Here is a 24,812-nt window from a genome sequence, read left to right as displayed (position 1 = left end):
AGATGCGCTGGCCAAGCTGGGGCGTCTACTGTCAGAACTGACAGTAGAGACGACCGTTCATCGGACTTCAGGCGCCCGGATGGGCAGTTTTTTCTGCGACGGTAATCACTTCGAATCGAGGGCTGTCGGCCATGGCGGATGTCTGCGCGCCCACTGATGTTTGTGCCCGAACCCAATGCTCGTAGGGTGACAAGGCTTGCGACGGTGTCGCTTCCCAGGCTTTGCCGGTGAAGCTGGATTCGCCCAGTTTTATCTCCGGATTAAACCAGGCAAGCAGCACAACAGCACTTCCCACCTCGGCCGTACCGGCGAACACCGGTTGAGGCAATACCCATTGGCCAGATCGGGGGGCTGTAAACAACGGTGGATCGGTTCGCAGTTCGAGGGCACGCGCCTCAGTCCACCCGGACAGGTGCTCTCCATAACTCTGCTGAGCGAACAACGCTGCCTGGCCGGCCGGCCGGTCAATCGGCAGGCGCAGCGACCAGGTGCCATCCTCTTGCACCTCAGCGGTACCCAAGGGCACTTCGGTGGCATCGGCGAAGGCGAGGCTGACCGTATCGCCCGGATAGCCAAAGCCAAACACCGCCATGTGTGCCTCGATGGCTTCGCCGCTGGCCGGACTTTCGATAAACGGTTTGGCGGGCACTACCGCCAGCACCAGCGCTTCGCGTACAGACTTGTGATCCCTGAAATACTGTTGGAAGGTCAAGGTATGAGCGCCCACTGGCAAAACGGCGTCGTACTCCCAATGACCGGTGTTCCACACCACCCGAACAGTCCATGGATCAGGCGCATCGTCCAGCCACACATGCACAAACGCCGCATCCGAACCTTTTGGACGAGCCCCACGCCCCTGGATTGTGAATTTTCGCGCGACCTTATCGTCCGGCAGCGGTGTTTGCACGACAGGCGCCAACAATACGACCTCCAGGCGGGCAGGCTGGCTGTGTTCGGAGTGCGTTTGGTTGAACGTCTGTCGCGCATAAACATCACTGGGTCCAAATGCCAGTTCGTCAATGGTTACCGCCCATTTGTCCCCCGTCACGGGCGCCTCGCCCAGCAACGACTCGGTGTGGTATCCATAGATTTTCAACATCGCGCCGGGCACGCCGCCATGGCCTTCGATCACCGAATCCTGGTGGCCTACCGGCGCCGTTAACGGCGTGATGACAGGTTTTATCACCGCCACCCTGAACAGCTTGCTCGCCGGGTTGGATGTTTGTCCGCCAAATGTCTGGGTGGCCGTGACGGTATGCTCGCCTGGCAGCGAGAGTTGCGGCCGGGTGAACGTCCATTTCCCCGCATTATCGCTGGTCGCGGAGCCGGGTAGCCCGCCGTCGCTGAACTCGAACTTGACCACCGCGCCAGGCCAGCAGGTGCCTGAGAAAATCGGAAACAAACCGTTTTCGTCAATGGTGTCGATCGTTGGGAGCCGGGGCCGAATGGCCACGAATATCGGATCGGTCCAGGCAGATGCCAGTTCCGGGCTTCCGCTTGCCTGGAACAGCTGCCTCGCCTTCACTGAATGGTTACCGGGAGCCCAAGCTTGCGACGCCTCAGTCGACCATTGGCCCGATATCACGGGAGCTTTCGGCACAGTTGATGTGCCACCCAATACCTCGACCTGGGTGGCAGGCTGGTTATCCCAATGATGGCCAGTCCCGGAAAACCTCGGCCGCTGATCCTCATCCACATGAAACGTGAGCGTGGGCTTCGGAACGCTTATCGAAAAAGAAAGGGGAGCGGTAGCCTCGGAATAGATCTTCTCGCCAGCCGATGCCCCACGCACCCATTGGCGCGCCTGACAGGTGTAATTGCCCGGCAGCCAGTTGTCGGAGGTGTGGGTCCAGGACGAAGTTTGCACAGGCAATTCGATCGGAAGCCGGCTAGGGGGGTGAAGGTGATTTCAATATAGGCCGGCACTTCCCCCACATACCCCCCGTTGCCGGAGAATGTCACGGTGTTGTCGTCGGCGGGACGGGCGGTGAATGAGCTGACTTTTGGGGGGCGGATTTTGAAATGGCGAGTAGTTCCGCGTCCGGAATGGACACTGCCCATTACCTGCTCGGCAACAAGCGAAATCGGCCCCGGCGGAACATTGACCGTGACACTCCAGCTGCCGTTTGTGTTGGTGACCAGCTGCGAGCCATAGCTTGGAGAGAACTGCAGGTCTTTGTATACAAAGATCGTTGCACCCGCGACGCCGCCGGTGCCGGTAATGGTGAAAGACTCATTCTGCTCGCTGCCGGAGGCCGGCGTACCCCAGAGTGGTCTGCTGTCCACCGTGAAGGTGATAGGATCCGAATTCCTTTGAGGTTCCCCGACAGATTTATATTGCGCTTCAATAGTCAATTCACCGCTGGGTAACAACAGCCTTGGCAATAGGGGAAGCGTCCATTTATCGATATTAAAATTTTTCCGGTCAGACAGTACTGCCCTATTATCCCTGTTAACGACAACGATCTCAGTACTTGGATCGCAAGTTCCTGCAAAAGTCAAAGCTTCAACTCGCACTTGTTGACCATTGCGTGGTTCCGTGATGACCGTGAGCATAAGCAATCTTATAGTAACTGGATCTGCCGCCTCGGATACTTTACCTTTAAACACTTGCCGGCAAGTAAGTGTAATAGTACCTGGAAGCATATTAGTGGCCGGAATCTTCCATTTACCTTCTGAGTCTGCGAGTGCACTACCATGAATGCTTCCAACATTGTGTTTATACAAGGTAACTTGCGCACCTGGAACTGCACCGGTTCCTTCTATAATGGGATTGAGTCCGATAAAAGATCCACTGCTGGTAATCACCGGTTTTCGTACGATGTAAAAGGAGGCAACAGCCAAATCAGAAGGAAACCCCGCAATTCTATACCAGGTCTCTATACTAACCCTAATACCGGAGGCATCAGGTATCGACAAGTCATAATAGCGACCGGTGTGCCTACCTTGATACTTAACATTTCCAACCGATGCAAACCACTCACCCGAGCCTGCACCTTCGATTGACATTCGAACGTCTAAAGGCAATGTTTGCGCAGAGCCGTTAAAATCCGTAGGGAAAACGGGGGCTGGGGCCGCCTGTATTTCAAGGCTGGAGGAGTTGTCTATAACATCTGTAAAAAAGGGCATCACCTCCCCTTCGATTAGGTCTTTCTCTTCGGGGGCCTCGTCACGCAAATTTTCACCGAATTCGCTTTTGTCATTTGACATAACTTATATCCTTTTGTTAACCATCTGCCGTTGATCAATCCAAGGCTTTCTTTTTACTCCGCCGGCTTATGCACCTTGGCGTTGCCCCGTAACTTGATCCGCGTCGCTGCCAATCAGCGATTGGGTTTAGTCGCCCGGAGATAACTGAAGGTGCACTTCTGACGGTCAGCCCCCCCACCCTGCGCGTTCAGTTATTTAAAAATTTCACTTTCGTTATTAAAAAATCCCCTCCGATGGTCATTAATTGGAAGGGCGAATAGTATAAGTCCGTAACGCGCCCCGGCCAGAACGGTAGTTACCCAAGACCTGTTCGGCGACGACTGAAACAGTACCGGAAGGCACCCTGACCGTTACCGTCCAGGTGCCGTCGCCCCCCACGAGGCCCGAGCCGTATTCATCACCCGCCAGGTCTTTGTATATATGAACGGTGGCGCCGCTTGCGCCTTTATTGCCCTTTATCTCGAAGTTCTGGCTCTGCGTCGAGCCGGGCTCGGGAGATGTAATAACAGGCTTTTCCAAACCCAGGGTGTAAGCGCGCGGGTTTGTATAACCGTCCGTAAAACCTGCCAGGCGCAAGTAAGCTTTTGCCGTAAATGGACCCGCGGGGAGCGTGGCCGTCAAAGGTGCCTCCCAAGTGCCCTGTGGTGTCACGGTAACGTTCGCACTCAAGGCAATTGACGGATTGTCTGCATTGACTATGCGTATTGTGGTTCCCGGTGCAGCCTCGCCCTTGAAGACAATGTTTTGGGGGATAAGAGGTCCAGCGGGGGGCCCGGTCAGGCGGGCTCGATAGACCGTTATTACCTCGGAAGGAAAGCTACCACCGCTGGTGAGAACTTGCCGGGCCCGAAAACTCATGGGGCTTTCGCCGGCTGGAAAAGAGGTAAGGCCGAGCCATGTGCCGTTCGGATCTATACCCGCAGCGGTCGGCCGCACTCCTTCAGGACTGATAATGTCGATATATATCGTGGCCGCCCCAAATGCCCCTCCGGTCCCTTCAACAGTGAATCGCTCATCGATGAGGTTCTGGATTGGGTTAATAATCGGCGTCCTATGGATATTCTCGTCTGGCGAATTTTGTCCACTTTCGTGAGTCGTAATTTCAACTTCCTTTAAGGCCTTTGCAGGTTCGTCCTGAGTAACATCCTTGTTATTTTCCATGGCCGCTCTCCTGGCCCCATCGGGCGCATTGGCAAGATTGATAACTAAGTGAACACCTTCCCCTGTTGTTTGCACACCTGTTAGATCTGACAGTCCCGACGAATGGTATTCGTCATACTGGGGAGTGACCAAGGTGACTACAGCGCCTTGCGTAACGGACTACAGATCCGCCAGAATCCGCCGGCTTGTGCGCCTTGGCTTTGCCCCGTAACGTGATCCGCGTCGCTGCCAATCAGCGATCGGGTTTAGTCGCCCGGTTTTGTACGATGTGTATAAGCGTCATCCAGTCGGGTAATCCCTATCCCCGCACTCGATGGTGGCTGTTCGCAGGGCGCCTTTGGGCGCGCCGGTTCTCGTACTCACCGGTCGACTAACCTGCTTACAGCCGCCACCCCCTTCGTTTAGTCGCGAGCCGTGTGGCAGCCCCAACGACGAGTACGAAAATATGTTCAAAGCCACACCCAACCCACCCGAAACCAACCCGGTTTCCCCCTACGCCACCCTCAATTCAAAAAAACTCCACGCCGCCGCCGAAAAGGCCCTCGACCACTACCTCAAACCCGATATCGAATCGCTGCGCTCATCCCAGGACCGTGCCATGAAAATGTTCACCGTCGTACCTGATGCAAACCCCGAAGCCCTCATCATCCAGACCTATGAAACCTTTTCGTCGGTCAGCATTCTGCTGCTCGACCTGGCAGAAAGCCTGGACGACACACAGCGGCATCTGGCGATGGCGATTTATCAGATGAGTGAGATGGGGTTGATGCTGGCGGAGAGGTCGCTGGATATCGAGCGGGCGATTAAGCCGGCCTAGCCTTTAAGTATTGGCCGTCTGGTCTGACGCCATCGCGGGCAAGCCCGCTCCCACAGGGATCTTCGGTGAACACACAATAAGTGAACACCGCCGAAACTGTGGGAGCGATTGTGAAGCCGCCGCAGCCTTCAGGCCGAAGCAGGCAACGGCTGAAAACTGAAGTACTGCTTCAGTGCCTCGACCAATTGCCCATATTCCGGCGGTGCCCGTTGCAGGCTGAAGCCGGCGTCATAGTGGTGAGGGGTTGCGTCTTCGTGGCACCACAGGCAGCAGGCATTGAGGTCGATCACCTGCTGACAATGGCCGTCCATGGGGATTTTCAGGCGCAGATCAAAATCGGCGCCCACCATTATTGGCAACTGGCTGATCAGCATCAGCCCGTCCCCGGACAGATTGCCCAGAAAGCCAATGGGCTTGTCGGTGACGCTGTTGAACACTTTGAGAAAATACGGCAGTTGATGCCGCTCGATCCGGCGGTCAGTGAACATGCTGATTTCGCTACGCAAGGCCCTTGAGCAGGGCCGCACTAATGCTTCGGAACGTGCCTGTTTCTATCTATATAGATAGAGGCGCGCTCTCCCCGATCCTGGTGCGACAGTCCATCCATCCGCTGTCGCTTACTGCTGCCGATCACAGGTGTTACCTCGAATTAGAAACAAGGCTCTAAACCGATCTATTCGACTATAGCTCACCGCCGCCGGTCAGCCAGCCTTTGAATGCCCCTTCAATCAGAACAGGGTCGGGCTCACGACTGCCGCGCTGCGGGTCGGGTAATGCCCCAGGCTCTGCAAGGTTTCCAGGCGGGCACGAGCGCGATACGCGTATTCGCTCTGCGGGTACGAGGCGATGATGAACTGGTAAGTCTGGACCGCGTCGACGAACATTTTCTCCCGTTCCAGGCACTGGCCGCGCATCATCGACACTTCCGGCCACACATAAGGCCGCGCGCGGCTGGCGCGCTCGACCTTGGACAGTTCGAGCATCACTTGCTCGCAGTTGCCACGGTCATAGGCGCTGTAGGCGTTATTCAAATGATGGTTCATCGACCAACGGGTGCAGCCCACAACACTGAGGGCAAGAACGGCAATGAGCACGAATCGCATGGGGGGATCTCCTGTCTTGCGCTCTGTATCGACCCGGGAGGAAAAATCTTCAGTCCAAAAGACGCCTGTGTGGCAAGGAAGATGCACTGTAGGAGCACAGCTTGCTGGCGATGGCGTATTTGAGATCGCCTCGCCAGCAAGCTGTGCTCCTGCAAAGTTTTCAAGAATGTTCATTTCGAAAAAGAAACGAATAAGTAGTGCAAACGAACAATGACTACACCCAAAGACCATAGTAGCCTCTGCGTGCGCTTGAACTCAGGAGTCTATGCATGTCCGTCCGTCGCACCAAAATCGTCGCTACCCTTGGCCCGGCCAGTAACTCGCCGGAAGTTCTCGAACAGCTGATTCTGGCTGGCCTGGACGTCGCCCGCCTGAACTTCTCCCACGGCACCCCCGACGAGCACAAGGCTCGCGCGAAGCTGGTGCGTGACCTCGCTGCCAAGCACGGCCGCTTCGTCGCCCTGCTGGGTGACCTGCAAGGCCCGAAAATTCGTATCGCCAAATTCGCCAACAAGAAGATCGAGCTGAAGATCGGTGATCAATTCACCTTCTCCACCAGCCATCCGTTGACCGAAGGCAACCAGCAAGTGGTCGGCATCGACTACCCGGACCTGGTGAAAGACTGCGGCGTGGGCGACGAGCTGCTGCTCGACGACGGCCGCGTGGTCATGCGCGTTGATACCGCCACCGCCACCGAACTGCATTGCACCGTGACCATCGGCGGCCCGCTGTCGGACCACAAAGGCATCAACCGTCGTGGTGGCGGCCTGACCGCACCGGCCCTGACCGAGAAAGACAAGGCCGACATCAAGCTCGCCGCCGAAATGGAAGTCGACTACCTCGCGGTATCCTTCCCGCGTGATGCCGCCGACATGAACTACGCCCGTCAACTGCGCGACGAGGCCGGCGGCACTGCCTGGCTGGTGGCGAAGATCGAACGCGCCGAAGCCGTGGCCGACGACGAAACCCTCGACGGCCTGATCCAGGCGTCCGACGCGGTGATGGTTGCCCGTGGTGACTTGGGTGTGGAAATCGGCGACGCCGAGCTGGTGGGCATTCAGAAGAAAATCATTCTGCACGCACGCCGCCACAACAAGGCAGTGATCGTCGCGACCCAGATGATGGAGTCGATGATCCAGAACCCGATGCCGACCCGCGCCGAAGTGTCCGACGTAGCCAACGCCGTGCTCGACTACACCGACGCCGTGATGCTCTCGGCCGAAAGTGCTGCCGGTCTGTACCCGCTGGAAGCCGTGCAAGCCATGGCGCGCATCTGCATCGGCGCTGAAAAGCATCCGACCAGCAAGACCTCCAGCCACCGCATCGGCAAGGTCTTCGAAAGCTGCGACCAGAGCATCGCACTGGCAGCCATGTATACCGCCAACCACTTCCCGGGTGTAAAGGCGATCATTGCGCTGACCGAAAGTGGCTACACGCCGTTGATCATGTCGCGCATTCGTTCCTCGGTGCCGATCTACGCGTTCTCCCCGCACCGCGAAACCCAGGCCCGCGCGGCCATGTTTCGTGGCGTCTACACCGTACCGTTCGACCCGGCATCGCTGCCGCCTGAGCAAGTCAGCCAGGCCGCGATCGACGAGTTGCTCAAACGCGGCGTTGTGGAGAAAGGCGACTGGGTCATCCTGACCAAGGGCGACAGCTACCACACCACCGGCGGCACCAACGGGATGAAAATCCTGCACGTTGGCGACAAGATGGTCTGAGTGATCGAGCGCTGAAAAACAAAAGCCCCGCCATGTGAATGGCGGGGCTTTTTGGTGATCGTTCCCACGCTCCGCGTGGGAATGCCTCAACGGACGCTCCGCGTTCGGCTTTTGGGACGCAGAGCGTCCCGGGCTGCATTCCCACGCAGAGCGTGGGAACGATCGGCTAGTGTTTGCTGATAAACCCGGACAACGCCACCATCTCCCACATTGGCCAATACCGCTTCACCACTGCCCAACGCTTCAGTCGCTATCCCCCACGCGGCCGCCTGTTCACCGCTGAATTCCTCGCCGAGCAAGCTCGCTCGCCACAGAAATCAACGCTCAACCACGAGGTAGAAACACATCCGCCAGCAGTTGGTTGCGCGGCAAACCGGCCAGGTACAAGCGCCGGGCAAAGGCGTCGACGCTGTCGGGGGCCCCGCAGACTAAGGCCAGGGTTTGCCGCGAAACAAGGCGCAGTTGTGCCAAAGCCGCGGGCAACTCGGCCGCCGTCCATAGCTCGACCGTCAAGTTCTCACGGCCGTCGGCCATGGCTTGCAGGGGTTTGGCCAGATAATGCTCACCCGCATCATGGGCCAGGTGAATGACACGGATGGCGCCTTGGTGATCCTGACGCAATGCTTCGCGCAAAATACCGAACAACGGTCCCAGACCGGTGCCGGCCGCCAATAACCACAGCGGTCGGGTGTGCCAGTCCGGATCGTAATGAAGTGCCCCACCGCGCAACTCGCCGAGGCGGATCGGATCGCCGATTTTCAAGCACCGCGCCGCATCACTGAATTCCCCCGGTTGGCGGCAATCGAGGTGAAACTCCAGAAAGCGGTCTTCTTCCGGCAGACTGGCCAGGGAATACGGCCGCGCAATCTGCCCTGCCCACAACACCAGATGCTGCCCCGCCTGATAGCGCAACGGTCGCTCGCAGGTCAAGCGTAAACGCAAGACGCTGGGGCTCAGCCAATCGCTGGCGGCCACTTGCGCGGCAAGGCCATCACGCAGCGGATCAAAGGTTTCGACTTGTAGATCGTCGACCACCTGGCACTGACAAGCCAGCCGCCAACCCTGCTGACGCTGCTCATGGCTCAAGGCATCGGGACGACTGTCGCTGGGCAAGCCCTCGACACATTTAACCAGGCACGCATGGCAACTGCCCGCCCGGCAGCTATAGGGCACCGACACGCCGTTCTGATTCAAGGCGTCGAGCAGGTTGCTCCCCGCAGCCACCGTCCATTGGCGTTCGCCGACCCGTAACTCAGGCATCGACATTCTCCCAGGCCGCCGCGCAACGGTTACGGCCGTCACGCTTGGCGCGATACAGCGCCTGATCGGCGCGGTGCAAGGCGTCATCCAGATCGTCGCCAAGCGTCAATAACGTCATGCCCGCCGACAGGCTGAGGTTGCGCACATTGAGGCCGATCATCTCCACATCCATAAAGGCAACGCGCAACCGTTCGCAGCAAGCGGTCAGACGTTCGGGATCACAATCGGGCAACAGCACCACGAACTCTTCACCGCCATAGCGGGCCAGAATATCGCCATCGCGCAGGCAGGCAGTGGCCACCCCGGCGAACGCTTGCAACACCTGATCGCCGGCGGCATGGCCGTGAACATCGTTGATGCGTTTGAAGTGATCGAGGTCGATCAACGCCAGGCCATGCACCACGTCGGCTTCCATGGCATTCAACTCCCGGGAGGCCAGGCGCAGGAAATGTCGGCGGTTAAACAGCCCGGTGAGTTCGTCGGTCGCCACCAGGCCTTCGAGCTGGCGCATCATTCCGCGCAGGGTGTCCTGATGCGCCTGCAAGGCGAACCGCCGCTGACGCATACGCTGGCGCGACAGCTGGACGTAACGGGCGTAAAGCACCATCCACACGAGCACCACAAACAGTACACACACCTGCAACAGCGCCAGTGTCGGGTTGGGTAGCTGGAAGTGGTAGCCCTCCCACAAGGTGATGACGCTGAAACTGAAGAACACTAGAAACGCGCAACGGGTGAAAGCCGTGCGCGACAAATGAAACAATCCGAATAACAGAATCAGCAGATAAAACACCAGAAACGTGCCGCGCGCCTCGTCCAGATTAGCGATGAGCCAGGTTTGCCATCCCAGCCCCAGCAGTATTTGCACTTCAGTCAGGCTCGGGTCGGAAAAGCGCAGGTTGCGGCCGCTGGAGAACACCGCGAACAACACCGCCTGGCTGAATACCACCAACGCGCTGCCGATCGCCATGCCGGTGACGGACTCTTGGTAGTGACCAGTGAAAAACGCCAGCCACAGCAGCAGCAAAGCCAGGGCGTAGGTGCCAGCTGCGAGGGCAAAACGTTTAAGCAAAAGCCGCTGGATGGCGTTATGGGTCAATCGTTGATTCACCGTGGGAAAGGGGGCTGTCGGAGTGTCCTACTCTACAGGCCGGATGCCACTTTAGTGGCGAGTCTGATAAATGACTATTCAATTTTTAGAGGCAGAAAACTGGCGTCAAAGCCATGACCCAAGCTCAAGATAATCCTGTGGCGAGGGAGCTTGCTCCCGCTGGGCTGCGAAGCGGCCCTCTGCCTTCTTTCAGTTGAACTGCGATAAATCTATTACGACTGCTTCGCAGCCGAACGGGAGCAAGCTCCCTCGCCACAAAAGCCCTTCACCCATATTCATCTGTGGGCGGTATGCGACCAACGTTTGATTGTCAACGGATGTGCCCGCCATCGAGGCGCGGTATACTGCCGCGCCTTTTTAGCGTCGCGCCAGCATGCCCGGCGTGCCTTGAAAGGTGCTTGCAACCGACCGATGCACCCAAGCTGCAAGCACCTTATTGAATGTTCCCGTCTTTTAGAGGAGCGCGACTCATGACCGTGATCAAGCAAGACGACCTGATTCAGAGCGTTGCCGACGCCCTGCAATTCATTTCCTACTACCATCCCGTGGATTTCATCCAGGCGATGCACGAGGCCTACCTGCGTGAAGAATCGCCGGCAGCCCGCGATTCCATGGCACAGATCCTGATCAACTCGCGCATGTGCGCTACCGGCCACCGCCCGATCTGCCAGGACACCGGTATCGTTACCGTGTTCGTGCGCGTGGGCATGGACGTTCGTTGGGATGGCGCCACCATGGGCCTGGACGACATGATCAACGAAGGCGTGCGCCGGGCTTACAACCTGCCGGAAAACGTCCTGCGTGCCTCGATCCTCGCCGACCCGGCGGGCGCTCGTAAAAACACCAAGGACAACACCCCGGCCGTTATTCACTACTCCATCGTTCCGGGTAACACCGTGGAAGTGGACGTGGCAGCCAAGGGCGGCGGCTCCGAGAACAAGTCGAAAATGGCCATGCTCAACCCGTCCGACTCGATCGTCGACTGGGTGCTGAAGACCGTTCCTGAAATGGGCGCCGGCTGGTGCCCACCGGGCATGCTCGGCATCGGCATCGGCGGCACCGCCGAGAAAGCCGCTGTCATGGCCAAGGAAGTGTTGATGGAATCCATCGACATCCACGAGCTGAAGAAGCGCGGCCCGTCCAACCGTATCGAAGAGATGCGTCTGGAACTGTTCGAGAAGGTCAACCAACTGGGCATCGGCGCCCAGGGCTTGGGTGGCCTGACCACCGTGCTCGACGTGAAGATCATGGATTACCCGACCCACGCCGCTTCGTTGCCGGTGTGCATGATCCCGAACTGCGCCGCCACCCGTCACGCGCACTTCGTGCTCGACGGTTCTGGCCCTGCCTCCCTGGAAGCGCCACCGCTGGACGCTTACCCGGAAATCGTTTGGGAAGCCGGCCCATCGGCTCGTCGCGTCAACCTCGACACCCTGACGCCTGAAGAAGTGCAGAGCTGGAAACCGGGCGAAACTGTCCTGCTCAATGGCAAAATGCTCACCGGTCGCGACGCTGCGCACAAGCGCATGGTCGAGATGCTGAACAAGGGTGAAACCCTGCCGGTGGACCTCAAGGGGCGCTTCATCTACTACGTCGGCCCGGTTGATCCGGTGCGTGAAGAAGTGGTTGGCCCTGCCGGTCCGACCACTGCCACGCGGATGGACAAGTTCACCCGTCAGATCCTCGAGCAAACCGGCCTGTTGGGCATGATCGGCAAATCCGAGCGCGGCCCGACCGCGATCGAAGCGATCAAGGACCACAAAGCCGTTTACCTGATGGCTGTCGGCGGCGCGGCTTACCTGGTGGCGCAAGCCATCAAGAAATCCCGCGTGGTGGCTTTCGCCGAACTGGGCATGGAAGCGATCTACGAGTTCGACGTCAAAGACATGCCTGTGACCGTTGCGGTCGACAGCAAGGGCGAGTCGGTACACATCACCGGTCCTGCGATCTGGCAGAAAAAGATCAGTGAAAGCCTGGCGGTGGAAGTGCAGTAAGCGCCTCCCCTGCTACCGAAAAGGCCGGGCCGTCTACCCAGACGATCCGGCTTTTTTTTGGATATCGATTTCGATCTAAGCAGCCTCGTCGATCAACCCATTCGTTCTAGAAAAAGCCGCCCTACCTGTCAGATCTGACAGGTTACGTTTCACTCCCATCTTGATAGCGTTAATCCACCCACGCCCACCGCGTGCGCACTGGATAAAACCATGGCCGATCAAGACCTCAGCATCACGACGCCGTCCATCGCGAAAAGCTCATCGATCGCCACGATTGGCAAGAGCTGGAGCTCAGTGGGTCCAACGGGGGCGGCGTCATTCGAGCTGCCAATACCGGTTTCCTCCGGGCGGGGCTGGGACCCGCAACTGTCACTGACTTACAGGAGTCAGGCCGGTAACGGGCCATACGGCATCGGTTGGAGCCTGGCGCTCAGCCAGATCAGCCGCCGAACCAACAAGGGCGTGCCGCGTTATACCGAGCATGACGAGATCCTCGGCCACGACGGCGAAGTCTGGATGCCTGAGCTGGAGGACGATGGCACGATCAGGTCCCGTACCGAAAGCACCTACAACGGCGTGAACGTCGGCCCGCACACCGTGGTGCGTTACTGGCCACGGGTCGAAAACGACTTTGCCCTCAGAGAACGCTGGCAAGCGGTAACTCAACCATCGGAAGCGGAAAAGCCAACGTTCTGGCTTGTGCACGGCGCCGATGGCTCATTGCATGTGTATGGAAAAACCGCAGCTTCGCGCCGGGCAGATCCCGATCCTGATCAACCGCTACACGTGAGTGCCTGGCTGCTCTGCGAAAGCATGAATACCCATGGCGAGCACATTTGTTTCGACTATAAAGCCGATGATCAAGGCCCCGACCCGATTCATGACTACCGTGCTCAGCGTTACCTGCGCGCAGTGTTCTACGGCAACTTCACGGCAAGCACGGATCTGTACGCCTGGACGGAGGAAAACCCGGCCAATCTGGACTGGCATTTTCATCTGCTGTTCGACTATGGCGAGCGCAGCAAATCGCTGACAGAAAAACCCGAGTATGACGGCGATACCCTGCAACCCTGGTTGACGCGCCCGGATCCCTTTTCGACCTATGGGCAGGGCTTTGAAGTGGGCACCCGTCGGCTCTGCCAGCAAGTGTTGATGTTTCATGATTTTCCTGACGAGTTCGGCGTCGAGCCGGTACTGGTACGACGCCTGCTGCTGGAGTACACGAAAAGCACACCTGCCTGGACCTTCAGCCGGATCACGGCGGCACACTATCAGGCGTACGACGCCAGCGGCGCCGTGGAAAACACCCCACCGGTGGAGTTCGATTACTCGCCTTTCGAGATGAATAAGACGCCCTCCCCGTTACTTGAACTGGACACCATGCCGGGCATCGAGGACGGCCAGTACCAGTGCGTCGACCTGTACGGTGAGGGTGTGCCGGGTTTCCTCTGCCGTTATGACCAGAGCTGGTATTACCGTGAACCGCTTCGCGCCGCATCGGGGCCTGATGACATAGGCTATGGGCCCTGGACAGCGCTGGATAAAATACCGGTCGCGAACGGCAACAAACCCGTGCATCAGGTACTGACCGACCTGACCGGTGACGGACGTCTGGACTGGATCACCGCCCAACCGGGCATGAGCGGTTTCTACACGCTGAATGCCGATCGCAGCTGGGCAGAATTCATACCGTTTACCGCATTCCCGCTGGAATTTTTCCATACCCTTTCGCAATTGGGTGATCTGTCCGGCGATGGGCTCAGTTCGCTGGCAATGATCGGCCCGCGTTCCGTGCGCCTGTACGCCAATTGCCGCGAAGAAGGTTTTGCACGGGCTGAAGAAGTCGACCATAAGCCGGATGACGATCGGCTACCGCTGTTCAGCAACTCCCCCAGCGAACTGGTCATGCTGGGTAACCTGCTGGGCAGCGACATGACCGAGCTGTGCCGCATCCGGCATAACGAAATCAAATGCTGGCCCAATCTGGGGCACGGCAGGTTCGGTGAGGGGCAGGTGATCAGCGCCTTGCCGTTCGAGTACGACGAATTCGATTCGGCACGGGTACGAATCGCCGACCTCGATGGCTCCGGTGCACCCGCCCTGATCTATCTGAAATCCGATGCGTTCGAGATTTACCTGAATCATGGAGGTAATGGGCTGAAACAGATCCCGGTGACTATGCCGTGGCCCGAGGGCGTGCGCTATGATGGATTGTGCCAGGTCACCTTCGCCGACCTGCAAGGCCTGGGCTGTGCCAGTCTGATCCTGACGGTGCCGCACATGAAACCGCAGCACTGGCGTTACGATTTTGTGCCGGCCAAACCCTACCTGTTGACGGCCAGCAACAACAACATGGGGTGCAGCGCCCGGGTGGTCTATCGCAGTTCGGCGCAGGAATGGCTGGATGAAAAACCGGCCGAGAACCCGGTGTGTCACTTGCCATTTCCCGTCCAGGTGGTCAGCCAACAGTTGCAACTGGACGAGGTCACGGGCAACTTACTGACTCAATCGCTCAATTATCGCCAAGGCGTTTACGACGGCCAGGAACGCGAGTTCCGCGGTTTCGGTCAGTTGCAACAAACCGACAGCGAAACCGCCACCGGCAACGACGATCCCGGTTTCACGGCGCCGGTGCGGGTATGCACCTGGTTCCACACCGGTCAATCCATGGACAGACCACGGGATGGCTATTTCAATCGCGACGCAGAGGCCTGTCCGCTGGGCCATACCTTGTTCAGCCGCTATCACGCCGATGATGAATGCGATCAGCCGGTTACACCGCCCGACGCCGCCACGGAGTCTGAAATCGCTCGGGCGCTGGTCGGCTCGATCGCCAGAGCCGAAATATGGGCTGCGGGCGACGACCCGGCCACGGCTCAGCCGTATTCAGTGGAGGAACACCGCTACCTGGTTCGCGAAATACTCCCCCGGGGGAAATTTGCCGCTGCGATACTGCTGCCCTTGGCGCTGGAAAAGATCGGCTACCAGTACGAACGTTTTGTCGACGACCCGCTGTGCCAGCATGACGTGACTCTTTGCTGGAACGGCTACGGCTTACCCAGCCATGCCGTGAGCGTCAATTATGCCCGTCGCCGCACCGAGTCAGACACGCCCCCTTTTACCGATCCCGATGAACAACAGTGGTGGCGGGACGCCCATGACGATGCGCAACAGTTGTACTACCTGAACGAAACCCGCGTTCGTTTCATTGATCTGGACAAAGATCCGCAGCACTGGCGGCTGGGGTTGCCGTGGCAGCAACGCGCCAATGCGCTGGTTTTGCCCAAAGGTTCGTTGCCTGCGGGGCTCGCACCGAATCAGGTTTCGTATGAACAACTGACGCAGCATCAGGGTTCACCCGAGTGGAATAGCCAGCGAGTGCTGACGATGCAGTCGGTGCAGCGTTACCTCAAGACCGCCGATCAGTCGCTTCTGCCCGATGGCGAAGCTGATTTCAAAGCCCTGGCCGGCCCGTCAGAGGTGGCACAAATGGACAAAACCGCGCTGGATGCTTACAGCAAGCTGCCACCGCCCTTCGACATCCGGGACGAACTGACTCGCATCGGTTATACGCCCATGACATTGCTGTTCGAAACGCCGTCCTCGACAGACGACTTGTGGTCAGCCCACTACGGTTTCGCCAAGTACGACGGACTCGATGGTTTTTACAGAGTGCGCGAACACCACGAGACCGCCAGCCACGGAGTGACCAAGGCCGAATACGATCCCTATTGTCTGGCAATCATCAGCGTCGAACTGCCGGATGGCTGCACGACCCGGGTCGAATATGACTACCAAGCGTTGCAACCGGTGCGCATCATCGATGCCAACGAAAATGTTCAGGAAGCGATTTACGAACCGTCCGGGCAGCCCCTTGCGATCAGTTTTTACGGCACCGAAAATGGCAGCGCCGTTGGCTTCAAGCCGCTGAGCGATTTCGTGCGCCCGGAGGATCATCGTCCGGATCCGGCCATCGAGAACCCGGTGGAGGCCATACAAAAAGCGGCCAGTACGTTGCGTAAGGACTTGTTCAGCTGGATGGGCCAGGTGCCGTTTTCCGTCAGCCCCGAACAGCTCGCCGAATGGGTCGCGAACGGTGATGTCCTGCCCAGCGGGCATATTTGCGCCAGCGCTCGCCAACGGTTGCAGCAAAGCACCGACCTGACCTTGTCGGAACAAGCGTTGAATGAGCTCATCGAAACAGTTCATCGCGAACCGGTGCACAGCGTCATCCTCAGCGCCGACCGTTATCCCGATGATCCTGTACCTCCACAGATCCAGATTATCAAAGCCTGTGTGGACGGGTTCGGTCGGGCGCTGCAAACCCAGCAGCTAGTCGAGCCCGGCATGGCCTACGCGGTGGACGCTGACGGCAAACTGATCATCGAGAATGGCCAGTTTCTCGAGGTGTTCGCCGACCCGCGCTGGCGCATCAGCGAACGGGTCGAGTACAACAATAAAGGCCTGGCGGTTCGACAGTTCCGGCCGTTTTTCGCCGATACCCATGGCTACGTCGACGACCACTCCCTGCATGAACTGGGCTATTTCGATCAACTGTTCTATGACGTGTCGGGACGGCCGATCAAGCTGATCAACGCCAAAGGGTATTTCTCTCGCGAGACCTGGCACCCGTGGTACCACATCAGCGAAGACTTCAATGACACCGCTGAGCCGCCACCACCGACACAACCTCGGACGTTGCACTGATGACCGCCAATATCCATCGGCGCACGCCGTCACTCTCGGTGAATGACGGTCGTGGCCTGCCGATTCGCCAGATTGCGTATCTGCGCACCGTCGCCGGTGAAACGGCTACCGCCCTAATAACCCGCCAACAGCACGATGCGGCCGGGCGCTTGGTGGCACAGCGGGATCCGCGCCTGTCCAGGCCCAACCTCACGACCCTCTATAGCCTGTCCGGCGAGCCGCTGAAAATCGACAGCGTCGATGCCGGCTGGCGCCTGAGCCTACCGGGGCTGGCTGGGGAAATGCTGGAGGGCTGGAATGCGCGCGGCAGTCATTGGCGCACTACCTACGATGACCAGATACGCGTGGTGGCCCTCGAGGAAAACGCCCAACCGAACGTTGACACCTTCACCTACGCCGATGCCTCGGCCGATGCCGGTCACAACCTGCGTGGCCAGTTGCTTGAACAGCTGGATCCGTCTGGCAGCTTGTACCTCGACAGCTACGGCCTGCTCGGTCAGCCGCTGCGCGAAACCCGCACCTTTCATGACGCCAAGGCGCTTAGCAGCCACCGCACCTACAGTCCCCTAGGTGCCGTTCTGGAACAGATCGATGCCGGCGAACACCGCCAGCAGTCGAGCTACGACCTTGCCGGGCAGCTCAAACAGGTGCAGTTGCAGATCAACGAGCAACTCGACTGGCAGGCGGTTTTGCGGGGCGCGCAGTACAATGCGGGCGGGCAGATCGTCGAGCAGAAGACGGGCAACGACATCATCAGCACTTGGGTTTATGACCCGGCCAATGCCCGCCTGCATCGGCAATCGGCACAGCACAACCAGCAGTCGCCCCTTCAAGATTTCGAATACGAATACGATCCGATGGGCAATATCACCCGCATCCTCGACCATGCGTTCATCACCAGCCACTTCGGGAATCAGCGCGTCGATGGCCACCGTGAATTCAGCTACGACTCCCTATACCAACTGATCACCGCGACCGGTTACGACGACGCTCCGCCTTCAGACCTTCCGGGCCGGCCGGCACCGACCGCCCCAGATGATCGACGCAACTACACCCAGACTTACACTTACGATCCCGGCGGCAACCTGATCGGGCTACGCCATGTGCGCGACGGTGCCAGCCATACCCGCGAGATGTTTATCGATCCTGACAGCAACCGTGGTGTGCGTTGGACTGAGGGTGATCCCATCCCGGATTTCGACAGGCTGTTCGACCGTCACGGCAACCTGCTGGCACTGCAGTCCGGCCAGCCAATGCAATGGGACGCCCGCGATCAATTAACGTCGATGACGCTGGTGCATCGCGAAAACGGTCCTGACGACGAAGAGTCCTACCGCTACAGCCAGGGCGTGCGGGTATATAAACGCCACGACACACACACCGCAACGACCAGCCATTTTCACGAGGTTCGCTATCTACCCGGTCTGGAAATCCGCGCCAAGGACAATGGCGAAGAACTGCACGTCATCATCCTCGCGGCCGGCCTCGGCAGCGTCCGCTGCCTGCACTGGGAGAAAGACCCGGCGAACATCGGCAAAACCCAGATGCGCTATACCTTGGATGACCATTTGGGCTCGTGCCTGATGGAACTGGATCAACAGGCACAACTGATCAGCCACGAAGGCTACTACCCGTTCGGCGCCACCGCATGGATGACAGCGCGCTCGTCGGTGGAGGTCGATTACAAGACCGTACGTTATTCGGGCAAGGAAATGGATGTCAGCGGGTTGTATTACTACGGCATGCGTTATTACGCACCGTGGCTGGGTCGCTGGACGCAGCCGGATAAATCCGGAACCGTGGATGGATTGAATCTGTACCGGATGACTGGAAACAACCCGATCAACTTTATTGATGAGCAAGGGGCCATGATGGCGCCCCCTCCTTTAACCCCTGCACAAACAACAATTAATATGTCATCCCCATCGTCTAATGCGACATCCCCATCGCCTTCACGCAGAAGTTCCGTCGCAAGCAGTACGTCGCAAGCCTCTAATTCACCTGCGTTGGTGGACAATCCTGAAGCAAACCCTCCCGGCCACTTGCCGCCCAAGCCTGAGCAGTCGTGGCGTGAATGGGGCAAGGAAATGGTTTTGGCGGCCGTCAACTCTAAAGTCGGGTTAGCCGTGCTTCCGACCGCAACCTCGTCTCCTGCTTCCCCAGTGATCGTTACGGTGCTTGCCACCAATGCAGTATTGTTCGCGGTAAACGCAACTCTCTCTAATCCGGGTTGGTCTATGGCTGGCACTTGGCCTGAAGCAATAGATGGTACACCCCCACCCTATGAGGTAACCCAAGCTGTCAATCGCAGTTATCAGTTAACCGTAGCTGCCGCAAACCTCGTCGCTGCGGCGGTCGGGCCTCCACTGGCCCTACTCGTCGGCGGTTATATCGACGAGCTCAGAGGCACCAAGGCAAAAGGTGAAAAAAAAGCCATGGCCGCTGAGATGACAACCACAATCAACAGACTAACTGCCGAGCAACGTTTGTTAGAGAACGTGACCAAGAAGGCGCAGGACTCGCTCCATGAGCAGGTACTGGAAGTCGAAAGCTTGATCGGCATTACGTGGAACACCATGGCGATGCTTGAGAGAATTCAAAATCTGAGGCCTGGAATCGATAGTGTGAGCGGCGCGTCCTCGCGTCGAAGCTCGGCTTCCTCTCGAACGTCCGTTAGCAGCAGCATTCGTCAAAGACCTCAACTAAACCGAACCCCGCTGCGCTCCAGTAACAGTTCCGTGCAGCACACTCGCCTTTAACAAACAGGGCATTCGGGACTCCAGAATTTCTGGTTTCCCTTTCTCTTACGGCGGGCACACCATGCTATGGTGCCCGCCCGACTTTCTACCTGTTTGCGCCAGCATGCTGCCGACTTCCCGTACCGTGCGTTTTTCGTTGTACACCCTGCTAATCCTCGCGGGTGCAGCACTCGCCGCCACCCTGGCCATCCGCCACACCGAACGCCAGGCGTTGGTGGAAGATGCCGCACGCGCCAATCAGCAACTGGCGCTGTACGCCAACTCCCTGCACACCCTGATTGACCGCTACCGCGCCCTGCCCGCCGTATTGGCGCTGGACCCGGAATTGCGCGCCGCGCTAAACGGTGAAGTGAGCCCCGAAGAGCAGCTTGCATTGAATCGCAAACTGGAAAAAATCAACGGCGCCGCGCAGTCCTCGACCCTGGAACTGCTAGACCGCACCGGTCTGGCCGTGGCCGCCAGCAACTGGCGCTTGCCCAGCAGCTACGTCGGCCACAATTATGGCTTTCGCCCTTACTTCAGCCAGACCCGAACCCAGGGCACCGGGCGCTTTTACGCGGTGGGTGTGACCAGCGGCATTCCCGGCTACTTTCTCTCCAGCGCGGTGACCAGCGACGGTGGTGAGTTCCTCGGGGCCATGGTGGTCAAGCTCGAATTCCCGGAACTTGAGCGCGAATGGCGTCAGGGCAGTGACACGTTGCTGGTCAGCGACGCACGCGGAATTATCTTCATCGCCAATCAACCTGGCTGGCGCTATCGCCAATTGAAACCGCTGAGCGACAGCGACCGCGCCGAGCTCAAAGCCACCCGCCAATACGACAAACAGCCGCTGACCCCGCTTGACTATCAATCGGTGCGACGTTTCGACGACAACAGTGCCCTGACTCGCGTCGTTGGCCCCGACGGGACGGCGGATTACCTCTGGGAATCGCTGCCGCTGGCCGCCGAAGGCTGGACGCTGCACCTGTTGCGTCGCCCGCAGGTCGCGTTCGAAGACCGGCGCAACGCCGGGCTCGCCGCCGCTGGTGCCTGGCTAACGCTGGTGTTTTTGCTGCTGTTCCTGAACCAGCGCTGGCGCCTGGCCAAGATGCGTCAGCGCAGCCGCGAAGAACTCGAGCGACTGGTTGAAGAACGCACCCGGGATTTGCGCACCGCCCAGGACGGGCTGGTGCAATCGGCGAAACTCGCGGCGCTCGGCCAGATGTCTGCGGCGCTGGCCCATGAAATCAATCAGCCGCTGACCGCCCAGCGCATGCAGCTTGCTACTCTGAGGCTGCTACTCGATCACGGCCGGGTCGAGGACGCCTACAAGGCGCTCAAACCGGTAGACGACATGCTCACCCGCATGGCCGCTCTCACCGGCCACCTGAAAACCTTCGCCCGCAAAAGCCCCAGCGGTTTGCGCGAACGGCTGGACCTGGCGGCGGTGGTCGATCAATCCTTGCAGTTGCTGGATGCGCGCCTGCGTGACGAGCACATCAGCACCGTGCTGCATCTGACTCGCCCGGCCTGGGTGCGTGGCGATGCGATTCGTCTGGAACAGGTGCTGATCAACCTGCTGCGCAATGCCCTGGATGCGATGCATGACAAACCCTGCAAACGTCTGGAAATCCGCCTCGAAGCCGATGAACAATTGTGGCGCCTGACCGTCGCCGATAACGGTGGCGGCATTGCCGAAGAAAACCTGGGTAAAGTGTTCGACCCGTTCTTCACCACCAAACCGGTGGGCGACGGACTGGGCCTCGGGCTGGCCGTCTCCTTCGCTATCGCTCACGAAGCGGGCGGACGCCTGAGTGCCGATAATGGCGAAAACGGCGCGGTGTTTACCCTGACGTTGCCCATTGATCTGGAGGTGTCTGGCTGATGCTCAATTCGGTGATGGTGGTTGATGACGAAAGCAGCATCCGCAGCGCCGTCGAACAGTGGCTGAGCCTCTCAGGTTTCGAAGTGCAACTGTTCAGTCGCGCCGATGAGTGTCTGGCGCAACTGCCGAAGCATTTCCCCGGGGTGATTCTCAGCGACGTGCGCATGCCAGGGATGACGGGGCTGGAGCTGCTGGCCGAAGTCCAGCGCCGTGATGCTGACTTGCCGGTGATCCTGCTGACCGGTCACGGTGATGTGCCGATGGCCGTCGAAGCGATGCGCGACGGCGCTTATGATTTTCTCGAAAAACCTTTCAGCCCGGAAACCCTGCTGAGCAGCCTGCGTCGCGCGCTGGACAAGCGTCGGCTGGTACTGGAAAACCGTGCCCTGCATGAGCAAGCGGACAATCGCGCCAAACTCGATGCCACTCTGCTGGGGGTTTCCCGTGGTTTGCTGACATTGCGCCGGCAGGTGCTGGACCTCGCGACGTTGCCGGTCAATGTGCTGATCCGTGGCGAAACCGGCAGCGGCAAGGAATTGGTTGCCCGTTGCCTGCACGACTTCGGCCCTCGCGCAGACAAGCCTTTTGTGGCGCTGAACTGCGCGGCGATTCCCGAGCAGTTGTTCGAGGCCGAACTGTTCGGCCATGAGAGCGGCGCGTTCACGGGCGCCCAGGGCAAACGCATCGGCAAGCTGGAATACGCCGACGGCGGCACGCTGTTTCTCGATGAAATCGAAAGCATGCCGCTGGCCCAGCAGGTGAAACTGCTGCGGGTGTTGCAGGAGCAGAAGCTTGAGCGTTTGGGTTCCAACCAAAGCATCCACGTGGACTTGCGGATCATTGCCGCGACCAAACCCGACTTGCTGGATGAAGCCCGGGCCGGACGTTTTCGCGAAGACTTGGCGTATCGCTTGAACGTCGCCGAGTTGCGTTTGCCGCCGTTGCGCGAGCGGCGTGAAGACATTCCCCTGCTGTTCGAGTTCTTCGCGCAGAGTGCCGCCGAGCGTTTGGGCCGCACCTTTGCGCCCTTGAGCGGGCCGCAACTGAGCCACCTGCTGAGCCACGACTGGCCGGGCAATGTGCGCGAACTGGCGAACGTCGCCGAGCGACAAGTGCTGGGCCTCGGCGAGCCGGAACCGGCGGGGATCGACCCCGGCCAGTCACTGGCGGCGCAGCAGGAAGCCTTCGAAGCGCACTGCTTGCGCGCGGCACTGACTCGGCATAAAGGTGATGTGAAAGCGGTGCTTGAAGAGCTGCAACTACCGCGCCGTACCTTTAATGAAAAGATGCAGCGGCATGGACTGACGCGCGAGATGTTTTTGCAAGACAGCTGAATGATCGTTCCCACGCTCCGCGTGGGAATGCAGCCCGGGACGCTCTGCGTCCCAAAAGCCGAACGCGGAGCGTCCGTTGAGGCATTCCCACGCGGAGCGTGGGAACGATCAGCTCCGGCGGATTTCCGCTTGCCAACCCCAATTCCATAAGCGGATTTCCGCTCAATAAAACCCGCTCCCCCCTCTAAACCGGCCCTCCTTTCCTTGGCACAGCTCCTGCTATAGCTCTAGCAGGCTGCGTTTTAACGCGCTCCACAAAAACAATTAAATGAAGGATCCTTCAATGGATAACTCCAACGCCTTGCCTCTTGGGTCGGCTGCTGCGCCGGCTAAAGAAAGAACCACCGCTAGCCGGATCAAATCGATCTTCAGCGGCTCTGTCGGCAACATGGTCGAGTGGTACGACTGGTACGTCTACGCCGCCTTCTCCCTGTACTTCGCCAAAGCCTTTTTCCCTAAAGGCGACACCACCGCACAACTGCTCAACACCGCCGCGATCTTCGCCGTGGGCTTCCTGATGCGCCCGATCGGTGGCTGGTTGATGGGTCTCTACGCCGACAAGGCGGGTCGCAAACGTGCGTTGATGGCTTCGGTTTACCTGATGTGCTTCGGCTCGCTGCTGATCGCCCTGAGCCCGGGTTATGAAACCATCGGCATCGGCGCGCCGATCCTGCTGGTGTTCGCCCGCCTGCTGCAAGGTTTGTCGGTCGGGGGTGAGTACGGCACCTCGGCGACTTACCTCAGTGAGATGGCGACCAAGGAACGTCGCGGCTTTTACTCCAGTTTCCAGTACGTGACCCTGATCTCCGGCCAGCTCATCGCCCTGGCGGTGTTGATCGTGCTGCAACAGACCCTGACCACCGAGCAGCTGTATGCCTGGGGCTGGCGCATTCCGTTCGCCATCGGTGCGCTGTGTGCCGTGGTCGCGCTCTACCTGCGTCGTGGCATGGAAGAAACCGAGTCGTTCACCAAGAAAGAGAAAGCCAAGGAAAGCGCGATGCGCACCTTGCTGCGTCATCCGAAAGAACTGATGACCGTGGTCGGCCTGACCATGGGCGGCACGCTGGCGTTCTACACCTACACCACGTACATGCAGAAATACCTGGTGAACACCGTCGGCATGAGCATTTCCGACTCCACCACGATTTCCGCGGCCACGCTGTTCCTGTTCATGTGCCTGCAACCGATCATCGGCGGGCTGTCGGATAAAGTCGGGCGTCGGCCAATCCTGATCGCCTTCGGTATTCTCGGGACGCTGTTCACCGTGCCGATCCTGACCACACTGCACACTGTCCAGACCTGGTGGGGCGCGTTCTTCCTGATCATGGCGGCACTGATCATCGTCAGCGGCTACACCTCGATCAACGCGGTGGTTAAAGCCGAACTGTTCCCGACCGAAATCCGTGCGTTGGGTGTTGGTTTGCCGTACGCACTGACCGTGTCGATCTTCGGCGGCACCGCTGAATACATCGCGCTGTGGTTCAAGAGCATCGGCATGGAAACCGGTTACTACTGGTATGTCACGGCGTGCATCGCGGTGTCGTTGCTGGTGTACGTGACCATGAAAGACACCCGCAAGCATTCGCGGATCGAGACGGACTGATCCCTGAACACAACACCACAGCCCGGCCTTGGTCGGGCTTGGTCGTTTCTGGGGAAGCATACAAAACCTTGTGGGAGCGGGCTTGCCCGCGATGAGGCCATAACATTCAACATCTGTGTTGACTGTAAAACCGCTATCGCGGGCAAGCCCGCTCCCACAGTGATCGAG

13 protein-coding genes and 1 pseudogene are annotated in these 24,812 nt (G+C 59.0%); 8 read left to right on the top strand and 6 right to left on the bottom strand.

Translation table 11 applies throughout. The annotated features are described in order from the left end of the window. Positions 1 to 67: 67 nt before the first annotated feature. Complete coding sequence (locus tag AB4O41_RS23440) at positions 68 to 1,867, bottom strand: Ig-like domain-containing protein (protein ID WP_460144870.1); 1,800 nt, start codon at positions 1,865 to 1,867, stop codon at positions 68 to 70. A 1,583-nt stretch (positions 1,868 to 3,450) separates the two neighbouring features. Then, positions 3,451 to 4,371, bottom strand: a complete 921-nt coding sequence (locus AB4O41_RS23435; protein ID WP_460144869.1) for a hypothetical protein — start codon at positions 4,369 to 4,371, stop codon at positions 3,451 to 3,453. A 445-nt stretch (positions 4,372 to 4,816) separates the two neighbouring features. On the opposite strand from AB4O41_RS23435, the gene AB4O41_RS23430 reads away from it, so the two are divergent. Then, on the top strand, positions 4,817 to 5,188 hold the full coding sequence (locus tag AB4O41_RS23430) for a DUF6124 family protein (protein WP_460144868.1): 372 nt from the start codon (positions 4,817 to 4,819) through the stop codon (positions 5,186 to 5,188). Positions 5,189 to 5,316: 128 nt separating this feature from the next. Here the strand turns inward: AB4O41_RS23430 and AB4O41_RS23425 are convergent, their stop codons facing one another. Both AB4O41_RS23425 and AB4O41_RS23420 read right to left on the bottom strand, forming a co-directional pair. Continuing rightward, positions 5,317 to 5,676 (bottom strand): PilZ domain-containing protein, encoded by a 360-nt coding sequence (locus tag AB4O41_RS23425; RefSeq protein WP_460144867.1) that lies wholly within the window; start codon positions 5,674 to 5,676, stop codon positions 5,317 to 5,319. A gap of 240 nt (positions 5,677 to 5,916) precedes the next feature. Next, positions 5,917 to 6,291, bottom strand: a complete 375-nt coding sequence (locus AB4O41_RS23420; protein WP_460144866.1) for a tetratricopeptide repeat protein — start codon at positions 6,289 to 6,291, stop codon at positions 5,917 to 5,919. 269 nt (positions 6,292 to 6,560) lie between these two features. Between AB4O41_RS23420 and pyk the strand changes: the two genes are divergently transcribed. Beyond that, on the top strand, positions 6,561 to 8,012 hold the full coding sequence (gene pyk / locus AB4O41_RS23415) for a pyruvate kinase (protein WP_460144865.1): 1,452 nt from the start codon (positions 6,561 to 6,563) through the stop codon (positions 8,010 to 8,012). Positions 8,013 to 8,336: 324 nt separating this feature from the next. On the opposite strand, the gene AB4O41_RS23410 is transcribed toward pyk, so the two are convergent. Both AB4O41_RS23410 and AB4O41_RS23405 read right to left on the bottom strand, forming a co-directional pair. Continuing rightward, positions 8,337 to 9,272 carry an iron-sulfur-binding ferredoxin reductase gene (locus tag AB4O41_RS23410; RefSeq protein WP_460144864.1) on the bottom strand — a complete coding sequence of 312 codons (936 nt, stop codon included), beginning with the start codon at positions 9,270 to 9,272 and terminating at the stop codon, positions 8,337 to 8,339. Next, a complete protein-coding gene (locus tag AB4O41_RS23405) occupies positions 9,265 to 10,371 on the bottom strand; it encodes a GGDEF domain-containing protein (protein WP_460144863.1) in 1,107 nt (368 codons plus the stop codon). Before AB4O41_RS23405 ends, AB4O41_RS23410 begins: the two co-directional genes overlap by 8 nt. Before the next feature lie 482 nt (positions 10,372 to 10,853). On the opposite strand from AB4O41_RS23405, the gene AB4O41_RS23400 reads away from it, so the two are divergent. The 6 genes and pseudogenes from AB4O41_RS23400 (at position 10,854) to AB4O41_RS23375 (ending at position 24,644) form a co-directional block, all read left to right on the top strand. Then, positions 10,854 to 12,377, top strand: coding sequence for a fumarate hydratase (locus AB4O41_RS23400; protein ID WP_019693298.1), 1,524 nt, complete (start codon positions 10,854 to 10,856; stop codon positions 12,375 to 12,377). A 210-nt stretch (positions 12,378 to 12,587) separates the two neighbouring features. Next, positions 12,588 to 15,566 (top strand): annotated as a pseudogene (locus AB4O41_RS23395) (SpvB/TcaC N-terminal domain-containing protein); the annotation flags it as partial. A gap of 1,517 nt (positions 15,567 to 17,083) precedes the next feature. Further along, positions 17,084 to 19,843, top strand: coding sequence for an RHS repeat domain-containing protein (locus AB4O41_RS23390; protein WP_460144862.1), 2,760 nt, complete (start codon positions 17,084 to 17,086; stop codon positions 19,841 to 19,843). A 103-nt stretch (positions 19,844 to 19,946) separates the two neighbouring features. After that, positions 19,947 to 21,707, top strand: coding sequence for a sensor histidine kinase (locus AB4O41_RS23385; protein ID WP_460144861.1), 1,761 nt, complete (start codon positions 19,947 to 19,949; stop codon positions 21,705 to 21,707). Continuing rightward, positions 21,707 to 23,041, top strand: coding sequence for a sigma-54-dependent transcriptional regulator (locus AB4O41_RS23380; RefSeq protein ID WP_460144860.1), 1,335 nt, complete (start codon positions 21,707 to 21,709; stop codon positions 23,039 to 23,041). Before AB4O41_RS23385 ends, AB4O41_RS23380 begins: the two co-directional genes overlap by 1 nt. A 283-nt stretch (positions 23,042 to 23,324) precedes the next feature. Continuing rightward, positions 23,325 to 24,644, top strand: coding sequence for an MFS transporter (locus AB4O41_RS23375; protein WP_460144859.1), 1,320 nt, complete (start codon positions 23,325 to 23,327; stop codon positions 24,642 to 24,644). The last annotated feature ends 168 nt before the right edge of the window (positions 24,645 to 24,812 follow it).

The sequence above is a fragment of the Pseudomonas sp. S2_A02 genome, from assembly GCF_054668495.1.
The sequence above is the reverse complement of the archived record's forward strand: the minus strand, read 5'-3'. Positions and strand labels throughout refer to the sequence as shown.